General features: G+C 32.0%; 16 protein-coding genes and 1 pseudogene. 11 read left to right on the forward strand and 6 right to left on the reverse strand.

Annotation, left to right across the window (positions count from 1 at the left end; translation table 11 throughout):
- Positions 1 to 615: 615 nt before the first annotated feature.
- Positions 616 to 2,541 carry an LTA synthase family protein gene (locus E0Z07_RS12145; RefSeq protein ID WP_006259149.1) on the forward strand — a complete coding sequence of 642 codons (1,926 nt, stop codon included), beginning with the start codon at positions 616 to 618 and terminating at the stop codon, positions 2,539 to 2,541.
- A gap of 452 nt (positions 2,542 to 2,993) precedes the next feature.
- Positions 2,994 to 4,922: an LTA synthase family protein gene (locus tag E0Z07_RS12150; protein WP_131540801.1), complete on the forward strand. Its 1,929-nt coding sequence runs from the start codon at positions 2,994 to 2,996 to the stop codon at positions 4,920 to 4,922.
- Positions 4,923 to 4,978: 56 nt separating this feature from the next.
- Here the strand turns inward: E0Z07_RS12150 and E0Z07_RS12155 are convergent, their stop codons facing one another.
- Positions 4,979 to 5,197, reverse strand: coding sequence for a putative signal transducing protein (locus E0Z07_RS12155; protein ID WP_006259147.1), 219 nt, complete (start codon positions 5,195 to 5,197; stop codon positions 4,979 to 4,981).
- Between the two features lie 206 nt (positions 5,198 to 5,403).
- On the opposite strand from E0Z07_RS12155, the gene E0Z07_RS12160 reads away from it, so the two are divergent.
- The 4 genes and pseudogenes from E0Z07_RS12160 to E0Z07_RS12175 all read left to right on the forward strand — a co-directional run bounded on the left by E0Z07_RS12160 (position 5,404) and on the right by E0Z07_RS12175 (position 8,718).
- Positions 5,404 to 5,595: a hypothetical protein gene (locus E0Z07_RS12160; protein WP_006259146.1), complete on the forward strand. Its 192-nt coding sequence runs from the start codon at positions 5,404 to 5,406 to the stop codon at positions 5,593 to 5,595.
- Positions 5,596 to 5,716: 121 nt separating this feature from the next.
- Positions 5,717 to 6,586: a hypothetical protein gene (locus E0Z07_RS12165; RefSeq protein WP_006265137.1), complete on the forward strand. Its 870-nt coding sequence runs from the start codon at positions 5,717 to 5,719 to the stop codon at positions 6,584 to 6,586.
- A 100-nt stretch (positions 6,587 to 6,686) separates the two neighbouring features.
- Positions 6,687 to 7,529: a J domain-containing protein gene (locus E0Z07_RS12170; RefSeq protein ID WP_006259144.1), complete on the forward strand. Its 843-nt coding sequence runs from the start codon at positions 6,687 to 6,689 to the stop codon at positions 7,527 to 7,529.
- Positions 7,530 to 7,744: 215 nt separating this feature from the next.
- Positions 7,745 to 8,718 (forward strand): annotated as a pseudogene (locus E0Z07_RS12175) (3-oxoacyl-ACP synthase III family protein).
- An 88-nt stretch (positions 8,719 to 8,806) separates the two neighbouring features.
- On the opposite strand, the gene clpB reads toward E0Z07_RS12175, so the two are convergent.
- Positions 8,807 to 11,395 (reverse strand): ATP-dependent chaperone ClpB, encoded by a 2,589-nt coding sequence (clpB, locus tag E0Z07_RS12180; RefSeq protein WP_006265138.1) that lies wholly within the window; start codon positions 11,393 to 11,395, stop codon positions 8,807 to 8,809.
- A 163-nt stretch (positions 11,396 to 11,558) separates the two neighbouring features.
- On the opposite strand from clpB, the gene ytxJ reads away from it, so the two are divergent.
- Positions 11,559 to 11,897 (forward strand): bacillithiol system redox-active protein YtxJ, encoded by a 339-nt coding sequence (gene ytxJ, locus E0Z07_RS12185; RefSeq protein ID WP_006263417.1) that lies wholly within the window; start codon positions 11,559 to 11,561, stop codon positions 11,895 to 11,897.
- Position 11,898: 1 nt separating this feature from the next.
- Positions 11,899 to 12,846, forward strand: coding sequence for a DUF7638 domain-containing protein (locus E0Z07_RS12190; protein WP_006259140.1), 948 nt, complete (start codon positions 11,899 to 11,901; stop codon positions 12,844 to 12,846).
- Positions 12,847 to 12,897: 51 nt separating this feature from the next.
- On the opposite strand, the gene E0Z07_RS12195 is transcribed toward E0Z07_RS12190, so the two are convergent.
- Positions 12,898 to 13,338 (reverse strand): hypothetical protein, encoded by a 441-nt coding sequence (locus E0Z07_RS12195; RefSeq protein ID WP_006259139.1) that lies wholly within the window; start codon positions 13,336 to 13,338, stop codon positions 12,898 to 12,900.
- A gap of 284 nt (positions 13,339 to 13,622) precedes the next feature.
- Between E0Z07_RS12195 and E0Z07_RS12200 the strand changes: the two genes are divergently transcribed.
- Both E0Z07_RS12200 and E0Z07_RS12205 read left to right on the forward strand, forming a co-directional pair.
- Positions 13,623 to 13,805, forward strand: coding sequence for a hypothetical protein (locus tag E0Z07_RS12200; RefSeq protein WP_006259138.1), 183 nt, complete (start codon positions 13,623 to 13,625; stop codon positions 13,803 to 13,805).
- A gap of 111 nt (positions 13,806 to 13,916) precedes the next feature.
- Positions 13,917 to 14,807, forward strand: coding sequence for a hypothetical protein (locus E0Z07_RS12205; RefSeq protein WP_006259137.1), 891 nt, complete (start codon positions 13,917 to 13,919; stop codon positions 14,805 to 14,807).
- Positions 14,808 to 14,853: 46 nt separating this feature from the next.
- Here the strand turns inward: E0Z07_RS12205 and E0Z07_RS12210 are convergent, their stop codons facing one another.
- The 3 genes from E0Z07_RS12210 to E0Z07_RS12220 form a co-directional block, all read right to left on the reverse strand.
- Positions 14,854 to 15,144 (reverse strand): type II toxin-antitoxin system RelE/ParE family toxin, encoded by a 291-nt coding sequence (locus E0Z07_RS12210; RefSeq protein ID WP_006259136.1) that lies wholly within the window; start codon positions 15,142 to 15,144, stop codon positions 14,854 to 14,856.
- Positions 15,144 to 15,350, reverse strand: a complete 207-nt coding sequence (locus E0Z07_RS12215; protein ID WP_006259135.1) for a hypothetical protein — start codon at positions 15,348 to 15,350, stop codon at positions 15,144 to 15,146. The genes E0Z07_RS12210 and E0Z07_RS12215 overlap by 1 nt, the downstream gene beginning before the upstream one ends.
- 118 nt (positions 15,351 to 15,468) lie before the next feature.
- Positions 15,469 to 16,194 (reverse strand): SDR family NAD(P)-dependent oxidoreductase, encoded by a 726-nt coding sequence (locus E0Z07_RS12220; RefSeq protein ID WP_006259134.1) that lies wholly within the window; start codon positions 16,192 to 16,194, stop codon positions 15,469 to 15,471.
- Positions 16,195 to 16,467: 273 nt separating this feature from the next.
- Here E0Z07_RS12220 and E0Z07_RS12225 point away from each other — a divergent pair, with 273 nt between their 5' ends.
- Positions 16,468 to 17,400, forward strand: coding sequence for a hypothetical protein (locus tag E0Z07_RS12225; protein ID WP_006259133.1), 933 nt, complete (start codon positions 16,468 to 16,470; stop codon positions 17,398 to 17,400).
- Positions 17,401 to 17,581: the final 181 nt, after the last annotated feature.

Consider the following 17,581-nt stretch of genomic DNA (forward strand, 5'->3'; position numbering starts at 1 on the left):
TTATCATTAATTAGCTAACGCAAAGTACAAAAAAAATATAAGATTTCTCGTATTTAGTATGTACTTAGCAATTTTTATCTGGTTTATTTGCAATTCTCGTAGTTGATTTTCTACTAAACTACATTATTCATTTTCTATATTGTGCTTGATGATGATTGTACTTAGAGCTTAAGTCATTGTAAATCAACTTTTATAAATATAGTAAAAAAATAAGTAGACACTTCATTATATTTTGATATAATCACTGAAAACTATTATTGAATATTAGTGTCCTTAAGAGATTGGGTATGCTGTATCGCCCTATTATCACTATATAATTATAGTAGGTAAGTCCGTAGTGAGTCCGTTATGAGTCCGTAGTGAGTCCGTTATTTATTGAGATATATCGGAGTGATATCTTACTAATCGCGTTGTTAGTAGGGAGATGTATGTAGGAAGACAGAATGTTTTGTAAAAGAATGTTCTATCTTTAGATAAAGATTATAGAGGATTGTTGTTAGTACGAAAGGTATAATTTTTCTTAAATTTTCTTTAGTTTGGATATAAAATGCTTCTAAATGCTAATAGAAGTCCGAATAGAAATGATTAAGTTTGTGTTTTTAAAAAAATAACAATATGATTTCTAATCGATATCGATTGAATGAAGTATTAGTACTGGGGTATAGGTTATTCTTAGCTTTCTTCTTTTACTTTATTGCTCGTACACTATTTTACTTTTATAATAGTGATTTATTAAATGTAGACTCTTTTGGTCAGTTTTTAGAATTAGCGTATCACGGTATCACGTTTGATAGGATGGCTATTTTTTATGTAAATATATTATTTATATTATTATCTATTCTGCCTTTATTTATCAATACAAAAAAAGGGTATCAGAAGGTCGTGTTTTACGCCTATATCATTCCTAACTTGATAGCGTATTCTACTAATTTTATTGATTTTATTTACTATAGATTTATTTATGCTCGTACTACTATAGCTGTTTTCGACAGTTTAGAACACGAGTCAAATAAGGGACAATTGTTTTTTAACTTCTTGGTTAATTATTGGCATGTTTTTCTTATTTGTATTGTACTATGTGTGCTATGGGTGTACTTGTATACCAAGGTGAAGTTTACTCGATTTTTGAAAGTTGAGGATAAGAAGTCTTATTGGTTATCTACTGTCTTGATTATTATTGTGACAGGAGTGGGCTTTGTGGCAGGAGTAAGAGGGGATCTGAAGAAAGCAACTAGACCATTGAATATTATAGATGCAAATCGACATGTAGAGAAACCAGAACATGCAGATATTGTATTAAATACTCCATTCGCTATCTTGAGAACAATCGGTAAGACTAGTTTTAAGAAAGTAGAATATATGGATGAAGCTACACTTAACCAAAATATAAGTGGGGTGAAGCAGTATCATACTAATGAACCTAGCACTCCTAATATAGTATTGTTTATCACAGAAAGTTATGGACGTGAGTATATAGGAGCTTTTAATAAAGATATGAATATTAAAAACTATAAGAGTTATACTCCTTTTATAGATTCGCTTTCTCAGCATAGTTTAATATTCCCTAATGCATTCGCTAATGGCTATAAGTCTATTCACGGTGTGTCATCTGTCATCGCGGGTATTCCTTCGTTTAAAGATGCATTTACATCATCGCCTTATCCGAAGCAGAAGATCGAATCACTAGTGTCTACACTGAAGTCTAAAGGATATGATACATCTTTCTTCCATGGTGCTCCTAACGGGTCTATGGGATTCTTAGGATTCGGTAATATCTTAGGGTATGATCACTACTATGGAAAGACAGAGTATAATAATGATGATGACTTCGATGGTACTTGGGGGATTTGGGACGAACCTTTCTTCCAATATATGCGCACTACATTAAATGAAAAGAAAGGACCTTTCTTTGCTACTATTTTTACCGTGTCTTCTCATGAGCCATTTAATATTCCTGCTCAGTATGAAGGGAAATTCCCTATAGGAGATGTGCCTATCCATAAGACAGTGGGATATACGGATTATGCTTTTAAGAAATTCTTTGAAGAGAGCAGTAAAGAACCATGGTTTAAGAATACAATTTTTATCATCACTGCGGATCATACTAATCAGATCGCCTATGATGAATATAAAGAGCTTGTTAATCGTACTGCAGTGCCTATACTTATCTATACACCAGATGAGAGATTAAAAGGAGTAGATAAGAGATTAGCTCAGCAGATAGATATTTATCCTACTGTACTAGATCTAATAGGGTATGATAAACCTTTTAGAAGCTGGGGAAGAAGTCTAGTTAATGATACAATAACGACTCCATATACGATTAATTATGGAGGTAATGAATACACTTACCAAGAAGGAAATTATATCGTAAGGTTTAATGGGAAAGAGGTGACAGGGTTCTTTGATATTAAAGATAAGGGATTAAAGAAAAATTTAATCGGTCAAAAGAATAAGGAAATGGAAAGACTCGAAATAAAGTGTAAAGCCTTTATTCAAGACTATTTCGAACGTATTATAGATAAGCGATTAGATAGATAAGTATTATAAATAGCACCTTAATCAAGGTGCTATTTTCTTTTTAAGAAACTTTTTTTATTAAAAGTTTTTAGGAGTAATTCTTTGTTTATGAAGTTATTTGATTGTTTTATCTAAAAATTTTGAAATTAAAAGAAGTATTAATCTTGTGTTAGTAATATTAATGTTGAGTTTAATACAAAACGTTATTGTAGCTAGTATTATTAAAAAATAATGCTGTTAGTCTATATGTGTTTATTTGGGTGAAATGATAGTGTTTAATTAGGTGTTTTTGTACAGGATGATGAATAAATTTATTAATTTAAATTAAAAGTGTAAGTTATTGGTATTGTGTGTTTATGTGAAAATTGTATTAAAAAAAAATGTAAATCTTAAACTTGCTTTAGATTAACTTTTTAGCGCTGAGTTTTGGTTAAATTTGCCCAACTTTTTTTAAATATAAACCTTACAATTCTATGACTTCTAATAAATTTAGAGCCTATGAAGTAAAAGTGATGTTGTATAGATTATTTCTTGCTTTTGTTTTTTACTTTATTGCTCGATTGTTATTTTATTTTTATAACGCAGATTTATTAAGCATTGATTCCGTTGGACAATTTTTATCACTATCTTTTTACGCCTTATCATTTGATAGTGCATCTATATTCTATATGAGTATTTTGTTCATCTTATTATCAATAGCTCCTGTTTTTATAAATACCAAACCTAATTATCAGAAAGTTGTTTTCTTTGCTTATTTCATTCCTAATTTACTAGCTTATGCTACTAACTTTGTAGACCTTATTTACTATAGATTTATCCAGTCTAGAACCACCGTAGCTGTGATGGATAGTTTAGAACATGAGTCTAATAAAGCAACGTTATTGTTTAACTTTCTATTTAGTTATTGGCATGCTTTAGTTTTGTTTCTTATATGTTCTGCTTTGTGGATTTATTTATATACTAGAGTTAAAATAAAACCTGTCAAAAGAGAAGAATCTACTAGTCGCTATTATATATCTACTGCTTTTATAGTAGTAATTTCAGTAGTTGGTGTAGTCTCTGGTATAAGAGGAGGTGTGACTAAGAAAACTAGACCAATAAATATAGTAGATGCCAATCGACATACTACTAAGCCAGAGCATGGGGATGTAGTCTTAAATACTCCGTTCACAATCTTAAGAACGATAGGGAAGAGTAGTTATAAGGAAGTGAACTATATGGATAAAAAGACATTAGAAAAATACATTAATGATGTAAAACAATATAATGTCAATGAACCAAGTACTCCTAATATCGTATTATTCATAACGGAGAGTTTTGGACGTGAGTATATTGGAGCCTTTAATGAAGGGACAGATATTCCAAACTATGAGAGCTACACTCCTTTTATAGATTCTTTGGCTAAGCATAGTTTGATATATCCTAATGCCTTTGCTAATGGGTATAAATCGATTCATGCTATTCCTTCTATTCTAGCAGGTATTCCTTCTTTTAAGGATGCTTTTACTTCTTCTCCATTCCCTAACCAGAAGATAGAATCTGTAGTGTCTATATTGAATAGTCAGGGGTATGATACTTCTTTCTTTCATGGTGCGGTGAATGGTTCAATGGGATTTTTAGGATTTGGAAATATATTAGGGTATGATCATTACTACGGAATGACTGAGTATGATAATGATGATGATTTTGATGGTACATGGGGGATCTGGGACGAACCTTTCTTTCAGTTTATGAGTAAAACATTAAACGAGAAGAAAGAACCTTTTTTCGCAACATTGTTTTCAGTATCTTCACATGAGCCTTTTAGAATACCAGAACAGCATATAGGGAAATTTCCCAAAGGTAATCTTGAGATACATGGACCTATAGGTTATACTGATTATGCGTTTAAGCGTTTTTTTGAAGAGAGTAGTAAAGAACCATGGTTTAAGAATACTATTTTTATTATCACAGCGGACCATACTAATCAGATTTATTATGATAAGTATAAGGAATTAGTAAATAGAACTGCTATTCCTATTATGATTTATACGCCTGATGAGAGGTTAAAAGGGGTAGATAATCGATTGGCACAACAAATGGATATATATCCTACTATTTTAGACTTAATCGGTTATGATCAACCTTTTAGAAGTTGGGGGAGTAGTTTACTTAACGATACTACAAGCGATCGTTTTACAGTAAGTTATGGAGCTAACGAAATAACTTATCAAACAGGTAATTATATTGTCCGATTTAATGGAATTAAAGTAACGGGCTTTTATGATATAAAAGATAAAGGGCTTACTAAAAACTTGATTAAGGAGAAGAATAAAGAAATGGAAGAGGCAGAAATGAAGTGTAAGGCTTTCGTCCAAGATTATTTTGATCATATTATCAATAGAAAGTTATCTGATATATAGAGGTGTTTTCTCTAAAGAGTAAAGGTTCACAGTTAAATCTGTGAACCTTTTTTATTTTACTCTGTAAAGTCGTTTTCGATTAATAATTCTTTAGCCTTATCTAAGTCTTCTTCATCGACTAAGATATGTACTGCTCTGTCAAGTGTTCCTGCTCCTATTCCGATAGCTGATTGTATATCATCTCTAATTATGTAGGGAATATTATTTTCATCTAAGAGATTTCTTACTGCGAGAACGATAATCTCACTGCCAGCAAATAATTTTTTGTGACTCATAACCTTCTGTATTTGTTCTTTTCTAAATTATGACTTTTTTAATTAAGAGAGTAAAAAAGATAAGTTAAAATCAAAATGAATTAGCCTATAAGTTTTTTTATTACTCTAAAAAGGAGTATCTTAATAAAAGAATTATAAAACAAAAAATATCTTATAAATGATAAATTATAAGTAAAAGAGAAGAGGTTTCATTAAACTGAATGATTATGAAAATAGAGGAGACAAAGGCATTTAGTCAATTGAGTAGTATAGCGCAATCAATTGTCAACAAGAGTACTTCCAAAAAACAGATTTCAGATGCTGTGATGATTGTGAAGAATATAGGTTTCGAAAAATGGAGTAGTATTACAGACCTACCTATTATGTGGCATCAGATAGTAAAGGAACTGGCTGTATAAATAATAGAATAGATGAAGTAGAAAAGATCTTATCCTATCAGGATGAAGATCTTTTTTCATTTATACAACAATAATAACTTCGAAATATAATTGTAATTTTATTTCAAATTTAAAATAGAGTATGAATATTGTTTATTTGGTTTTTGGTAATAAGATGAGTTATTATCAACAAGTTTTTTTCTCTATATATACCGTATTGGCTTATAAAGGAGCAAGTGATAATATTATTGTATTGACTGAAGAACCTTCTCTGTTTAATCAATTAAAGGGAAGAATAACGGTAGAATCTTTAGATAAGGATCTTGTTAAAGATTGGTTAGGGAAGTACCAATATATGTTTAGAGTAAAAATAAAGGCATTAGAGTATATCGTTCGGCAGTATCCAGAGAAAGATTTATTGTACCTAGATGTAGATACTTTTGTTTATAATTCATTAACACCTCTAAGAGATAAACTAGAACAAGGAACAAGTATTATGCATATAGATGAAGGGCAGCTCAATAAATTTACTACGAAAACAGGAAAGAGATTTTGGAAAGAATTGAAAGGTAATACTTATGGAGGAATTCTTATTACAGAAGATACCTGTATGTGGAATGCTGGTGTTCTAGGAGTGTCAAAAAGTAACTTTTCAAGTATTTCACTAGCTTTAGATATAACAGATCAGATGTGTCAAGCAGGTATTAAAGCATTTACAAAAGAGCAACTTGCTTTTTCTTTAGCTTTTAATTCTACTGGAGATATGACACCTGCAGATCATATTATTGGTCATTATTGGGGAAATAAAGAACAATGGGATGATTTTATATCTGATTGGTTAAAAAAAGCATTTATGCATAATTATACAGTAGATGAAGTGATCGCTAATGTTAGAAGTATTCCTCTGGATCAAATACCTTACTACCTTAAACACTCTAATACTTTAAAGCGTCTATCTAGAAAGTTACAAAATATCTTTCAACCTAAAAATCCACAATTTATAAAGAAGTAAAATTTTTTATAATCACTTGATTTTGTAATAAAAGTATTTGTTTATTTAAACTTATATCGACTTGTTATTGTTAATTTTGTTAATAAATTGATTTGTTTAAATGAATAAGGTTAATTATTATAGAGTGTTAGGAGTTAATCCTACCGTATCAGAGGAAGAGCTTAAGCGTGCTTTTCAGTCTTTATATGAGCGTTATAGTCCAGATAAGAATCCGAGTAGTTTATTCTATAAGACGATGTTCGAACAACTGAATGAAGCTTATGCTACATTAGGAGATAGAGAAAAGAGAGAAAAGTATAATATAGCGAATGGCTATGAGGTACCTGTCTATTCTAGACCTGAGGATAAACAAGAAATCTCTAAAAAGAAAGAAAAGATGGTAGATACAGGAAGTAATAATGCCTATATTTTCTTATTTGTGGTTATTGGTATTATCGTTGTTTTAGGAGGGTATTTAGTTTACTATACATTTAATGAGAGTGAAGATACAGAGATTAAAGAAACAGTGATTGTTGAGCAAGAATTGCCAAAACCTAAAGCGACTATAAAGAAAGTAGAAGTGAAGCCTGTAGAGGTAAGAAGAGAGGTTTGTACTGCCGAAAAAAAAGAAAAGGAGCATCAACATACAGAAAGTGTGAAAGAAATACCTGTAACTGATAAGGCAAAAGAAGTAAAAAAGGAAATCTCTGTAGAAAAGAAGGTAGAGGCAACTAAAGTAAGTAAAGAAGAAAAGCTTACTAAACCAAGTTCTAAAACAGATAATCTGAATGATGAGTTTCAAACAAAGAAAGCGTTTAAAATAGGAGCGAGTAAGAATGATGTATGGGCTGTACAAGGAGATCCTACAGATATAAAAGAACAAGGTGATATCGAGACATGGTATTATGGGAAAAGTAAGATTAGATTTAAAAATGGAAAGGTTATAGATAGTACAAGTTTTTAATTGGTACTTAAAACCCTATTTACTACCTTTTATTTTTAAACAAAAGGTACTCAATAAAGGTGTTTAGAATGTTTTTTTATATAAGTTGTTGTTTTTGTTGGTATTAGTAGATGTTATAAAGTATTGTTTTTCGTGTTAAAATTCAACGGTTTTAGTTTTTTAACTAGTAAGGTTTATAAATTTATGTAATTAAATTACAATCAAAATTTATAATTATGACAATAAAACAGACCTATTTTTATCACCCAACTAGTTATGAAACAAATGAGTGTGTAATAGCTTCTTTTGAACAAAGAAATATTCCAATGCAAAGAATTCAACAGAGTCTTGGAAGGAAAAAAAGATTTATTCTAGATCGAAATTCTACAGAAACAACACTTACTATGGCTACCAAAGCTGCAAAAGGAGCATTAAAAGAATGTGGTTTGCATATTGAAGATATTGATGTTATTGCTTTAGTTTCTGCTACACCAGAGCTTTTAGTACCATCAGCTTCTATCAAGTTGCACCAAATGTTGAATGCAAAGAAGAAAACTATGTGTTTTGATTTAAATGCCAATTGCATTGGAGCATTTATAGCGTTAGATCAGTTGACTAAATATTTGCAATGTACTCCTAACATGCAGAGAGCATTAATTGTATGTGCAGAGAATCTATGTCGTATAGTAGATAATAATAATCCGATTACAGCATTTTGTTTTTCTGATTCTGCTTTTGCTTTTATTCTTGATAAGGATGGAGAAAGTATAGGACTTAAGGATGTAATGTATCATACAGATAGTGATATTGCTGATACAGTGTCTTATCCGCCAGCTGGCTTTTCTCAGTTTAAGAATGAAGATGTATTAGTATGGGATCGCTCCTTTGACGGAATGGGAAGTGTGGACTTCATAAAGAAAGAACTATTATTATTTTTAGAGAGAAATAAAATGAGTGTAGAAGATATAGATTTGTTTATGTTTTCTCAGTTTATTATAAAAATGTACAATTAATCAAAGAGTATTTTAATTTAGGTGATGATAAAGTGCCTTTTTATTCTCATGAATTAGGATATACTGGTTCGTCAAGTCCTTTTTTAGCATTAGATCAATATCAGCGAAGAGTAAGGAAGATTAAACAAGGAGAGCAGATTTTGTTTTGGACACTAGGTGCTGGTTATGAAGCAGGATTAATGCTTTGGGAATACTAATTAAAAGTATACGCAATAAAAAACACCCTAAGTCATCTAGACTTAGGGTGTTTTCATTTTATAACTATTCACTAACTAATCCGAAATGTTATTGTTGGTTTCTGAAGACCAACTCGTTGTTAAACGAGTCTAACAAGATCATACTATCTGCTTTCACATTACCAGATAAGATTTCTTTAGACAAGCGGTTCAATACTTCTTTTTGTACAACGCGTTTTACAGGACGTGCACCGAACTCTGGGTCAAAACCTTTAGTTGCTAAGAATTCTTTAGCTTCCGCAGTAGCTTCCATATGTATGTTTTGTTGAGCAAGCATTTTGAATACACTTTGTAGTTGTATATCTACAATCTGTAAGATATTGTTTTTGCTCAATGGAGTAAACATCACTACTTCATCTATACGGTTTAAGAACTCAGGACGCACTTGTTGTTTCAATTCGTTTAGTACTTCCACTTTAGCATCTTCAGAAGCCTGCTCCATATTCGTAGCATTCTCAAACTTCTCTTGGATGATATGACTACCCATATTAGAAGTCATGATGATGATTGTGTTTTTAAAGTCAGCTAAACGTCCTTTATTGTCTGTTAGACGTCCTTCATCTAAAACTTGAAGTAAGATATTAAATGTATCAGGGTGTGCTTTCTCAATCTCATCTAATAACACTACTGAGTAAGGTTTTCTACGTACAGCTTCTGTTAATTGACCACCTTCATCATATCCTACGTATCCTGGAGGCGCTCCTACTAATCTACTTACACTGTGTCTTTCACCATATTCACTCATATCAATACGAGTCATAGCATTTTCATCGTCAAATAGATATTCAGCTAATGCTTTTGCCAACTCTGTTTTACCAACCCCAGTAGTACCTAAGAATAGGAATGAACCAATTGGTTTTTTAGGGTCTTGTAATCCAGCGCGACTTCTGCGTACTGCATCACTAATCGCTTCAATTGCTTCTTCTTGACCTACTACACGTTTGTGTAACTCATCTTCTAAGTGAAGTAGTTTTTCTCTTTCACTTTGAAGCATTTTAGTAACAGGTACACCAGTCCATTTCGCTACTACTTCAGCGATATCATCACTTGTAACTTCTTCTTTAATTAGCGATTGACCATTTTGGTTTTCGTCTAATTGTTTTTGTGCTTTCTCAAGTTCTTCTTGAGCATCTTTTATCTTACCATATCTAAGCTCAGCTACTTTTCCATAGTCACCATCGCGTTCTGCTTTTTCTGCTTCCAGCTTATAAGTTTCTATTTCTTGTTTGATAGCTTGTACCTTATCTACAACCTCTTTTTCAGATTGCCATTTAGTATAGATATCGTTTCTTTCTTCTTTTAAGTTAGCAACTTCTAAACCAAGAGATTTAAGTTTATCTTCATCATTCTCACGTTTAATTGCTTCAATCTCAATTTCTAACTGCATAATCTTACGATCTAATACGTCTAGTTCTTCTGGTTTAGAGTTGATCTCCATTCTCAGTTTAGCCGCAGCTTCATCCATAAGGTCAATTGCCTTGTCTGGTAAGAAACGGTTAGTGATATAACGCTCAGATAGATTAACAGCAGCTATAATAGCCTCGTCTTTTATACGTACTTTGTGGTGAGCTTCATACTTCTCTTTAATACCACGTAAGATAGAGATAGCACTTTCAGTATCAGGTTCATCTACCATTACTTTTTGAAAACGACGCTCTAAAGCTTTGTCTTTCTCAAAGTATTTTTGGTATTCATCTAGTGTTGTTGCCCCAATAGAACGCAATTCTCCACGTGCTAACGCAGGTTTTAAGATATTAGCTGCATCCATAGCTCCATCACCACCACCTGCACCTACAAGTGTGTGAATCTCATCAATGAATAAGATGATGTTTCCTTCAGCAGAAGTTACTTCTTTTACTACTGATTTTAGACGCTCTTCAAATTCACCTTTGTACTTCGCACCTGCAATTAATGCTCCCATATCTAATGAGAAGATTTGCTTGTCTTTTAGATTTTCAGGTACGTCTTGTTGTACGATACGGTGCGCTAATCCTTCAGCAATAGCTGTTTTACCAACCCCTGGCTCTCCGATAAGCATTGGGTTGTTTTTAGTACGACGGCTCAAGATTTGTAACACACGTCTGATTTCTTCGTCACGACCAATTACAGGATCCAGCTTACCTTCGTTAGCTAATTGCGTTAAGTTATTCGCATATTTATTTAAAGAGTTGTAAGTTTCTTCTGCAGAGGCAGAAGTTACTCTTGCTCCATTTCTGATTTCGTTAATTGCAGCTTCAAGTTGTTTTTCTGTAACACCTTGATCTTTTAAGATCTGAGCTACTTTGCTTTTTGATTTAAAGATTGCTAAGATTAAATGCTCAATAGATACATACTCATCTTTCATCTTTGTAGCGATAGCTTGAGCTTCAGTGATAGCAGTACCTGCCTCTCTAGATAAGCCTAATTGTCCTCCAGCTACTTTCGGAAAGTTAGCTATCGTAGCATCTAATACAGATTTAAAAGTATCTACATTGATGTTTAGTTTCTTTAAGATAAATGGTGTCACATTTTCATCTACTTCCATAATAGCTTTAAAGATGTGCTCATTTTCTATTTGTTGTTGCCCTAAGCCTTGCACGATTACCTGTGCTTGTTGTAAGGCTTCTTGAGATTTTATTGTAAAATTATTTAAGTTCATATACTAAATCGTTTATTTGTTTGGATATATCGTAATAGACAAAAGGTGTTCCAATATTAAAATTAAGACTTTTTGGCAATATTTGAATTATTCGTATTAGTAAAAGATGTCAAAAAGTCATAAATTCGCTTAAGTAATGTAAAACACACTAACATTTTGTCTTATGAAATGGATCAATATAACAGAAAGTAGTCAAGTAAAAGACCTGATTGCTAATTCAAATGATAAAGCAGTAATTATATTTAAACACAGCCCTCGATGCCATATTAGTAAATTTGCATTAAGAAATTTTGAAGCAAGCTTTACTAATCCTACAGATGCAGATTGTTATCTAGTAGATGTAGTTAATAATAGACTTCAGTCTATGGAGGTAAAAGAAGAGCTAGAAGTACATCACGAGTCTCCACAACTAATCATTGTTTCTAAGGGAAAAGCGGTCTTTAATACTTCACATGAGAGTATAGATGGTGTTGATACAGAGAAATTACTGCTGAGACTATAGGATGAGTAGAACATTAGTTTATAGAACTGCTACTCTACAAGGGGTAAAGACACCAGGTATTATCCAGAATGGAGGATACCACTTTACACATTTTGATGTTTATGAAGATGGAAGGATAGCGGATTGGAACTTTGAAGATTTCGAACATTTTATTAAAGATGTACAGAAAGGATGGGTTGTCACTAATATACCTGACGGAGAGGAAATCTCCTGTTTTAATCTAGGATCTTGGAAAATAGATAAAGGACATTGGTATTATACACCTGAGACGTATCTTGAGTTTATAAAAAGTTTGGTATTAGAACTTAATCCTAATTGGACGAATATATATACTTATCAAGAGCGAAAAGTCAATGGCGTCACAGTAGGGGAGTCAGGAACAGGGACATTGTATAAAATAGATACGGTAAATGTGGATCACTTCTTTCCAACTAAAATAAAAGGAGAGAATCGCAGTCTATTTTATGTTTCAGAAGGGAAGTATTATTTAGTGCAATTATTACTTTTTAAAGATAAAACGATCTTAATTCACGGTTGTGGAGAAGAAAAAGTTTTAGACTTTGAACGTTTAAGGGCTTTGATAGATGAAGGTATTGTCTGTAGTACCATTCCTAATGGGGCTAAAGTGATAATAGAAAACCTTGGAGAATTTACAATAGTAGAGGAGTTTTATAGTAATGAGATTGAAGAGATATTCGTAGAATTAGAAGATGACTATAGACAGTTAAATGGAGAGAAATCTTTACTTCAGTTGTGTAGAGAGGCTTTAGAAGCTTATCAAGAGAATCCTACAGATGAATTAAAAGAAGCATTAAAAATAGCTTATGAACGTATCCCTGAACATATGCAGATGTATTTGGGAGATATGGACAGTAAAGATGGAGAGTATATAGATATTATATATGGACCTGAATATTGGGATCAATGGAATACAGATGAGGTAAAATAAAAAAGAGGCTTTCGGCCTCTTTTGTCATAAATACAGGGGGGACTTTCTTAATTAAATAGAAAGTGTATTGTAGTTGTTTTCATTTAACTGAAACATGTATTTATGCGCATTAGGTGTTCCGATAAAGTACAAAGGCAAGTCTTTCAATGTTACACCGTAAACGTTTAATGCAAATTCACATACTACTAATTTAATACCTGCTTTATTTGCAGCATCTAACTCAGCACGTAGTTCTTTATTGTTTAACTCTTGTACCATTTGCCCCATGATTACGATTTGGAAATCAGCTTTAGGATTAGCTTGTTTGATTTCACTTCCTGTCATTATAGAAGAGCGTAGGTTTTTTATAGATTGTACTAGAATAGCATATTTATCTCCTTTAGTATCTTGTTCATAAGCAACAATAGATGTTTCATTGTTTACTGTATTGTAGGCTACTGCTTGAGCACTTACGATAGAACATAAAGCGATGGCTAAAACTAATTTTCTCATTGTTTACTATATTATGGTTTATATATCAGCGAAAGTAGCAGATAGTGTAGACAGATGAAGTAACAATTGTTACACAACGATTAAATAATGAAAAAGTTATTCTTTCTTCTTTGTCAATTCATGTAGTATTCATATTAATGAGGCTTTCCAGTAAGAGCTCCCCATATATTGGACACAAATTCCTGAAGAAGTTAGTGTCGTCATCTTAAAATAGAGAGTCTGTAACTTATGTAACAATAGGTAAGATTATCGTTACCTATCTTTGAAGTACTAAATGATATAAGATGATTATTGCATATTTTAAGAAATGGACAGTGATGAGGTGGATTCGTCTAGGTCTAGGAGTATTACTTTTATTTCAAGCTTTAGATGCAGAATTGTGGATTTTGATGATTCCAGTTTTGTATTTGTTTTTACAAGCTTTCTTTAATTTTGGATGTAAAAATGACTCTTGTACTTGGAGATAAATGTGATTTTAGATATAACTTTTTGATTTGTAATTATTTATTGTCTGTGAGTTAGGAGTTGTAGGAAGCAAGAATATTTTTATTTTAGCAAGGTTTTAAAACTCGCAAATTATGAAGAAAAGACTGATGTCTATATTCGTATTTACGGCTATAGTTAGTTTAACTACAGCTTGTAAAGACAAACAAGAAGAATCTTCTACAACAGAAACTCCTATAGAGGAAACAACAACTTCTGTTAATGAAGGAGAAGAGGAACCTGCAGCTATAGTAGATGAGGCTGTAGTAGAAGGAGAGGAAGATTATTATGACCCTACAGTTTACCCAGCTTCTTTTAAGTTTAAACATGATTTAATTATGACAGGTGAGTATCATGAAGGAGAAATAGTAGATAACGTAAGTAGTAAGTCTTGGGTAGGATTAGTAAAGGAAACAGATGGTACATATAGCGTACATAAAGTAAATCCTACTACCAAATTAATACATGATGTAGTATTAGATGAGGCAGGAGAAATGACAGGGGTAAAAGTCTCTGCTAAGAGTGTGGGTGAAGTGGTGTTCATGACGAATGAAGGGGTATTAACTCAAGGTAGTAACCTAGAAACAGTCAATTTGCCTAAGACTATTTATCCAGGCGAGAGCAAAGATTTTATATTTAAGGGAAAAACCTATACTCTCTTTGCTAAAGGAGAAAAAGGAGCAGCCTATACTTACCAAAATGAAGAAGGAGAAGAGGTACAAGGGTATGAGATTAAAAAATACAGTTTATTCTTAAAAGTTAAGGGGCAAGATAAGGTAATCACTTTATTAGATTTATCAAGTTTAGAAGAAGCTACTCCAACAATCGACTTTGTAGGAGATTTAAATGGAGATGGAAATATTGACTTTCTAATCAATACTACTTATAATTATAATATGAGTAGATATACCTTGTATCTATCAGAAGGTAAATCGGGAGCAGTAACAGTAAAACCTGTTGCGGCTTTAGTGAATTTAGGATGTTAGTAAACAACCAATACAAATAAGAGAGGCTGTCCATGGACAGCCTCTCTTATTTGTATTTAGAATATTCTCTTTTAGTATGTACAATAGCGAGAATGATAATTTTCATTTTATCTTCCTCTACAATATAATGTATGTGATAAGGGAATTGTTTTAACTTATGTAAACGTACATTATTATAGACTATATAATTACTGAAAGGGTATAATATTATGTTCTCTTTTGCTTTTTGTAATTGTTGTATAAATTCTTTTGCAAGTTTGTGTGATATACTTTTGTAGTAATCAAAGGCAAATCTAATATCTTGTTCAACTAAAGAATTGTTTACCAATATATACACTATAGCTCTTTTTCAAATTTATTTAATAATTCTTCAAAGTCCATTAAGTCATCTGGATTGTTATGATAGTGTTCTAATCTAGAATCTATAAAATTTTTATGTTCTTGTGATATAGTATTACTTATGATTTCTGTGCTAATATTGTTATTGCAGAGAGTAACACAAGATCTGTTTTTGTTTTGATTTTCTTTGTGTTGAGTTTTCATAAGTATTGTGATTTTAATATCTTTTACAAAGGTATAAATAAAATACAGGTTTTAGATTTTTTTATTTTATATTTTTAAGATATTCAGTGTGTTATGGCTTTGTTGATATTTGTTTTTACTACATATTTAAATCCTTCATCGCAGGCATATTGATTTCTTTTACACACGTTGCATTAGATGTTGAGATGATAAAACGGATGGCTTGTAATACATCTTGTAATGGGATAAGTTCCCCATTAGATTTCTCGATAATAGACTTTACAGTTTCTTCACATCCATATTCTGTAGCTAGATATCCTAAGTTAAGAATAGATACTCCTATATTATCTTCTCTTAGGTTTTCTCTTAAAGAGTGAATAACTCCTCTTAATGCAAACTTGGTTGCTGAGAAGGCAACTTCTTTTCCATTGTGATTATCTAATCCCCAAGTAGATCCTATTAAGATAATCTTAGCATTCTCTGATAACTTTAGGTTTTCTATAAAGGCTTGAATCATTAGAATACAAGAAGAGATGTTGGTGTTAATCATATTGATGATTTCTTCTTGCGTATTATCATGGAAGCTATAAGTATCTGAGAAAGCATTGTGTTCCCATATCCCTACATTATAGATTAAATAATCTATTTTTTGGTTACCTATTGCTTGTTTTAAGTCATTAGTAGCTTGACTTGGATGAGATAAATCTCCTGTTATCCAATGCTTGTTCTGATCGTGTTTATCTAAATAATCAGGTTTAGTACGAGAGATACCGTAGACGATATCTTGTTCATTAGGAATATATTGCGTGATGGCTTTTCCTAAGCCTTTGCTTACTCCAAATATTAAGTATGTTTTTGCATTCATGATGTATTGCATTTATGTGGTGTAAAAGATGAAGATTATTTTTACTGTTCATCTTGTTTTTAAGAATCAGCAATTTACAAAAAGAAGAGGTATAGTAAACTCATTGGGAAGCTTTTTAAGTGTTTTGACATTAAATAGCAATGAGGTATTGTTGTTTTAGTGCGTAAGTGATTGTTATTTAGCTGATTATGTATAGTGTTAAAATAGGGTTTTTATAGTTGGGATATCAGAAGAACATATACTTTTGCACCACCTTAAAAATACGAAATAACGATGAAAAGAAAATCACTAATTGCAGTGATAGTTTTGACAATTGGGCTAGCTATGAACAGTTGTAAAAACAAAGAAGTAGAAGAAGTATCTACTGAGGGTGAGCGGAATATTGGTTACGCTAACCTAAAACCTGAAGAAATAGTCATCAGCAACATAGGAACAGATGACGATGGTTTTGAACACTATAGTATAGTGTCTGGAACCGAAAATATTAAGGATTATCCAAAACATTTTTCATTTGACAATACGCTTCTTACACCTGGGGCATTTCATGCAGATGAAGTTCCTGAAAGAATAGAGTCAAAAGAATGGTTAGGATTAATATCTGATAGTACTAATACGTATAAGTTAGTGGCTATGGCGCCTCTGGTATCTAAGATTCTTGCAAATACTAGTGAAGAGGAAGACGAAGTGAGTGGAGTAGCTATTTCTAATAGTGGAAAACAAGCTTGTCTAATGTTTATAGAGAAGAAAAATAGTAGTCTGAAAGAGGCTGTTGTAGAGACGGCAAATATTCCTTCATATATCTATCCTGGCGAGAAAGTACAAATTTCATTTAAAGGTAGGGAGTATACTTTATATGCTACGGGTACAAGAAAACTTAATGGAGTAAGCGAAGAAGACTTCTTAAACTCTGTAGAGCAAGGCTATGAAATGCCTAAGTATTATGTGAAGAATTATACTTTGCGTATGGAGATAAAAGACGGAGAACAAGTCAGCGAAATGATGCTATTATCTCAGAAGTACTTTGAAGAAGGACAGGTGCCTAAAGTGATTTTTAGTGGAGATCTTAATGGTGATAATATAATAGATATATTGATTAATACTTCTACGGAGTACAATATCTCTAGACCGACATTGTATCTGTCAGATACAACCAATAATAATGTTTCTATACAGCCCGTAGCGGCGCACGAAAGTATAGGATGTTAATTACGATTTACTTTTAGAGTAAATAATGTACTTTTTTTAAAAGCCTCTTAGTGATTATACTAAGGGGCTTTTTATGTAGGAACCTCAATTGGACTAAAGAGGTTTTATCCATTAGTGTGTAATGGTATTAATATAGAATGACACTCATATTTAGGATTAGAACAAGAACACTTGGCTTGCA

Source organism: Myroides odoratimimus, from assembly GCF_004337635.1.
GTDB lineage: Bacteria > Bacteroidota > Bacteroidia > Flavobacteriales > Flavobacteriaceae > Flavobacterium > Flavobacterium odoratimimum.

Coding starts and splice junctions, on each gene's coding strand:
- ytxJ (WP_006263417.1), top strand. CDS start 11,559: ATGAAATGGATCAATATAACAGAAAGTAGTCAAGTAAAAGACCTGATT.
- E0Z07_RS12215 (WP_006259135.1), bottom strand. CDS start 15,350: ATGAAAACTCAACACAAAGAAAATCAAAACAAAAACAGATCTTGTGTT.
- E0Z07_RS12170 (WP_006259144.1), top strand. CDS start 6,687: ATGAATAAGGTTAATTATTATAGAGTGTTAGGAGTTAATCCTACCGTA.
- E0Z07_RS12160 (WP_006259146.1), top strand. CDS start 5,404: ATGAAAATAGAGGAGACAAAGGCATTTAGTCAATTGAGTAGTATAGCG.
- E0Z07_RS12205 (WP_006259137.1), top strand. CDS start 13,917: ATGAAGAAAAGACTGATGTCTATATTCGTATTTACGGCTATAGTTAGT.
- E0Z07_RS12150 (WP_131540801.1), top strand. CDS start 2,994: ATGACTTCTAATAAATTTAGAGCCTATGAAGTAAAAGTGATGTTGTAT.
- E0Z07_RS12190 (WP_006259140.1), top strand. CDS start 11,899: ATGAGTAGAACATTAGTTTATAGAACTGCTACTCTACAAGGGGTAAAG.
- clpB (WP_006265138.1), bottom strand. CDS start 11,395: ATGAACTTAAATAATTTTACAATAAAATCTCAAGAAGCCTTACAACAA.
- E0Z07_RS12155 (WP_006259147.1), bottom strand. CDS start 5,197: ATGAGTCACAAAAAATTATTTGCTGGCAGTGAGATTATCGTTCTCGCA.
- E0Z07_RS12220 (WP_006259134.1), bottom strand. CDS start 16,194: ATGAATGCAAAAACATACTTAATATTTGGAGTAAGCAAAGGCTTAGGA.
- E0Z07_RS12225 (WP_006259133.1), top strand. CDS start 16,468: ATGAAAAGAAAATCACTAATTGCAGTGATAGTTTTGACAATTGGGCTA.
- E0Z07_RS12145 (WP_006259149.1), top strand. CDS start 616: ATGATTTCTAATCGATATCGATTGAATGAAGTATTAGTACTGGGGTAT.
- E0Z07_RS12165 (WP_006265137.1), top strand. CDS start 5,717: ATGAATATTGTTTATTTGGTTTTTGGTAATAAGATGAGTTATTATCAA.
- E0Z07_RS12200 (WP_006259138.1), top strand. CDS start 13,623: ATGATTATTGCATATTTTAAGAAATGGACAGTGATGAGGTGGATTCGT.
- E0Z07_RS12195 (WP_006259139.1), bottom strand. CDS start 13,338: ATGAGAAAATTAGTTTTAGCCATCGCTTTATGTTCTATCGTAAGTGCT.